Source organism: Pseudomonas sp. 39004, from assembly GCF_028682155.1.
Lineage (GTDB): Bacteria > Pseudomonadota > Gammaproteobacteria > Pseudomonadales > Pseudomonadaceae > Aquipseudomonas > Aquipseudomonas capeferrum.
Genome location: NZ_JANIAG010000319.1, coordinates 1 through 2,623, shown reverse-complemented (window position 1 = coordinate 2,623; position 2,623 = coordinate 1). Strand labels below are relative to the sequence as shown.

1 protein-coding gene and 1 pseudogene are annotated in these 2,623 nt (G+C 64.4%); both read left to right on the top strand.

The window, feature by feature from the left end; genetic code table 11:
* Positions 1-41: 41 nt before the first annotated feature.
* Positions 42-818: pseudogene (locus NP534_RS26560) on the top strand (acetyl-CoA C-acyltransferase); the annotation flags it as partial.
* 106 nt (positions 819-924) lie between these two features.
* Complete coding sequence (paaK, locus tag NP534_RS26555) at positions 925-2,244, top strand: phenylacetate--CoA ligase PaaK (protein ID WP_033697904.1); 1,320 nt, start codon at positions 925-927, stop codon at positions 2,242-2,244.
* Positions 2,245-2,623 lie beyond the last annotated feature (379 nt).

Sequence of the window (2,623 nt, the reverse complement as noted above, 5' to 3'; positions counted from 1 at the left end):
GTGATATCGGCGGGCCAACCCATGGCGGACATTGATTCCCCACCATCGGCTGGCGTTTCGTCAATAAACTGATGCAGGCGCAGTACGGCATCGACTCGATGCCCGAGACCGCCGAGAATGTCGCCGCGCAGTTCGCTATTTCGCGCGAAGACCAGGACGCCTTCGCCTTGCGCAGCCAGCACAAGGCGGCGGCCGCCCAGGCCCGGGGCCGGCTGGCACGGGAGATCGTGCCGGTCGAGATCGCCCAGCGCAAAGGCCCGGCCAAGCGTGTCGAGCATGATGAGCACCCGCGCGCCGACACCACCCTGGACCAGTTATCCAGGCTCGGCACGCCGTTCCGTGAAGGCGGCAGCGTGACAGCAGGCAACGCTTCGGGCGTCAACGACGGTGCTTGCGCCTTGCTGCTGGCCAGCACTGATGCGGCCCGCCGCCATGGCCTGAAGCCGCGCGGCCGGGTCCTCGGCATGGCCGCCGCTGGGGTCGAACCGCGCATCATGGGCATCGGCCCGGTCCCGGCGACCCGCAAGGTACTCGCGCAAGCCGGCCTGAGCCTGGCCGACATGGACGTCATCGAGTTGAACGAGGCATTTGCGGCCCAAGGCCTGGCGGTGCTGCGCGAGCTGGGCCTGGCTGACGACGACAAGCGCGTCAACCCCAATGGCGGCGCTATCGCCCTGGGGCATCCGCTGGGCATGAGCGGCGCACGGCTGGTGACCACCGCCCTGCACGAGTTGGAAGAATGCGGCGGCCGCTACGCCTTGTGCACCATGTGCATCGGCGTTGGCCAAGGCATTGCCCTGGTCATCGAGCGCCTCTGAGCACATCAGACCAATGGCCTGAGACTGAACACGACACGGGCAGTATGCTGCCCGCATGACACTCAAGGCCTTAGCGCCTACGTACAAGAACAATTCGAGTGAAGCCATGAACATGTACCACGATGCCGAACGCGCCCTGCTTGACCCAATCGAGACCGCCAGTGTCGACGAGCTGCGCCAGCACCAGCTGGACCGCCTGCGCTGGAGCCTGAAGCACGCCTACGACAATGTACCGCTGTACCGCCAGCGTTTCGACGAGTGCGGTGCCCACCCTGACGACCTTACCGCGCTGGAAGACCTCGCCAGGTTTCCCTTTACCGGCAAGAACGACCTGCGCGACAACTACCCCTATGGCATGTTCGCCGTGCCCCAGGAAGAGGTGGTGCGCCTGCACGCCTCCAGCGGCACCACGGGCAAGCCGACCGTGGTCGGTTATACCCAGAACGACATCAATACCTGGGCCAACGTGGTCGCCCGTTCGATCCGCGCGGCCGGCGGCCGCAAGGGCGACAAGGTGCACGTGTCCTATGGCTATGGCCTGTTCACCGGCGGCCTGGGCGCGCACTACGGTGCCGAACGGCTGGGTTGCACGGTGATCCCCATGTCGGGCGGCCAGACCGAGAAGCAGGTGCAACTGATCCGCGACTTCCAGCCTGACATCATCATGGTCACGCCCTCGTACATGCTCAATCTGGCTGACGAGATCGAACGCCAGGGCATCGACCCGCACGACCTCAAGCTGCGCCTGGGGATCTTCGGCGCCGAGCCGTGGACCGACGAGTTGCGCCGCTCGATCGAGCAGCGCCTGGGCATCAATGCCCTGGATATCTATGGCCTGTCGGAGATCATGGGGCCAGGGGTGGCCATGGAATGCCTGGAAACCAAGGACGGGCCGACCATCTGGGAAGACCACTTCTACCCCGAGATCATCGACCCGGTCAGCGGTGAGGTGTTGCCGGACGGGCAGCTGGGCGAACTGGTGTTCACCTCGTTGAGCAAAGAAGCGCTGCCAATGATCCGCTACCGCACCCGCGACCTGACACGCCTGTTGCCGGGTACGGCGCGGCCGATGCGGCGGATCGGCAAGATCACCGGGCGCAGTGACGACATGCTGATCATCCGCGGGGTCAACGTGTTCCCCACGCAGATCGAAGAGCAGGTGCTTAAAATAAAACAGCTTTCAGAGCTGTATGAGATACACCTGTATCGCAATGGCAACCTGGACAGTGTCGAGGTGCATGTGGAGCTGCGTGGCGAATGCCAGGTACTCGACGAGGCGCAGCGCAAATGGGTGGTGGCTGAGTTGAGCAAGCAGATCAAGACCTACATCGGCATCAGCACCCAAGTGCGGCTGCAGCCTTGCGGCACGCTCAAGCGCTCCGAAGGCAAGGCATGCCACGTTTACGACAAGCGCTTGGCTGGCTGATCGTTCAGCGCTGAATCCTTTTTCCCCGGGGCCACCAGGTGCTTGGCTTGGCATTTTCAGCGCCTATCAGATCGAGCGCCGCCCGCGCGGCGCATCGCGAGCGAAGCTCGCTCCTACATTTGTTTCGGGCCAGTTATTCCTGAGGGATTGGCGCGCGGCCCCTTGGTGCCTGTCCCGATATCGCGTCGGACAAACAAGGCGGTCGCGCGCGCTGGCACAGGCGTGACTGGCCCGAAACAAATGTAGGAGCGAGCTTCGCTCGCGATGCGCCGCGCGGGCGGCGCTCGATCTCCTCCCCGCCTCCAAACCCAAGACAGGCACCTAGCCGCCATCACCCTATCCCCCGACAAGCACCTAGCAACCGCTCCGGGCGCTTCTT

Bases quoted from the DNA above. Each gene is read 5' to 3' on its own strand.
- paaK (WP_033697904.1), top strand. From the start codon at position 925: ATGAACATGTACCACGATGCCGAACGCGCCCTGCTTGACCCAATCGAG.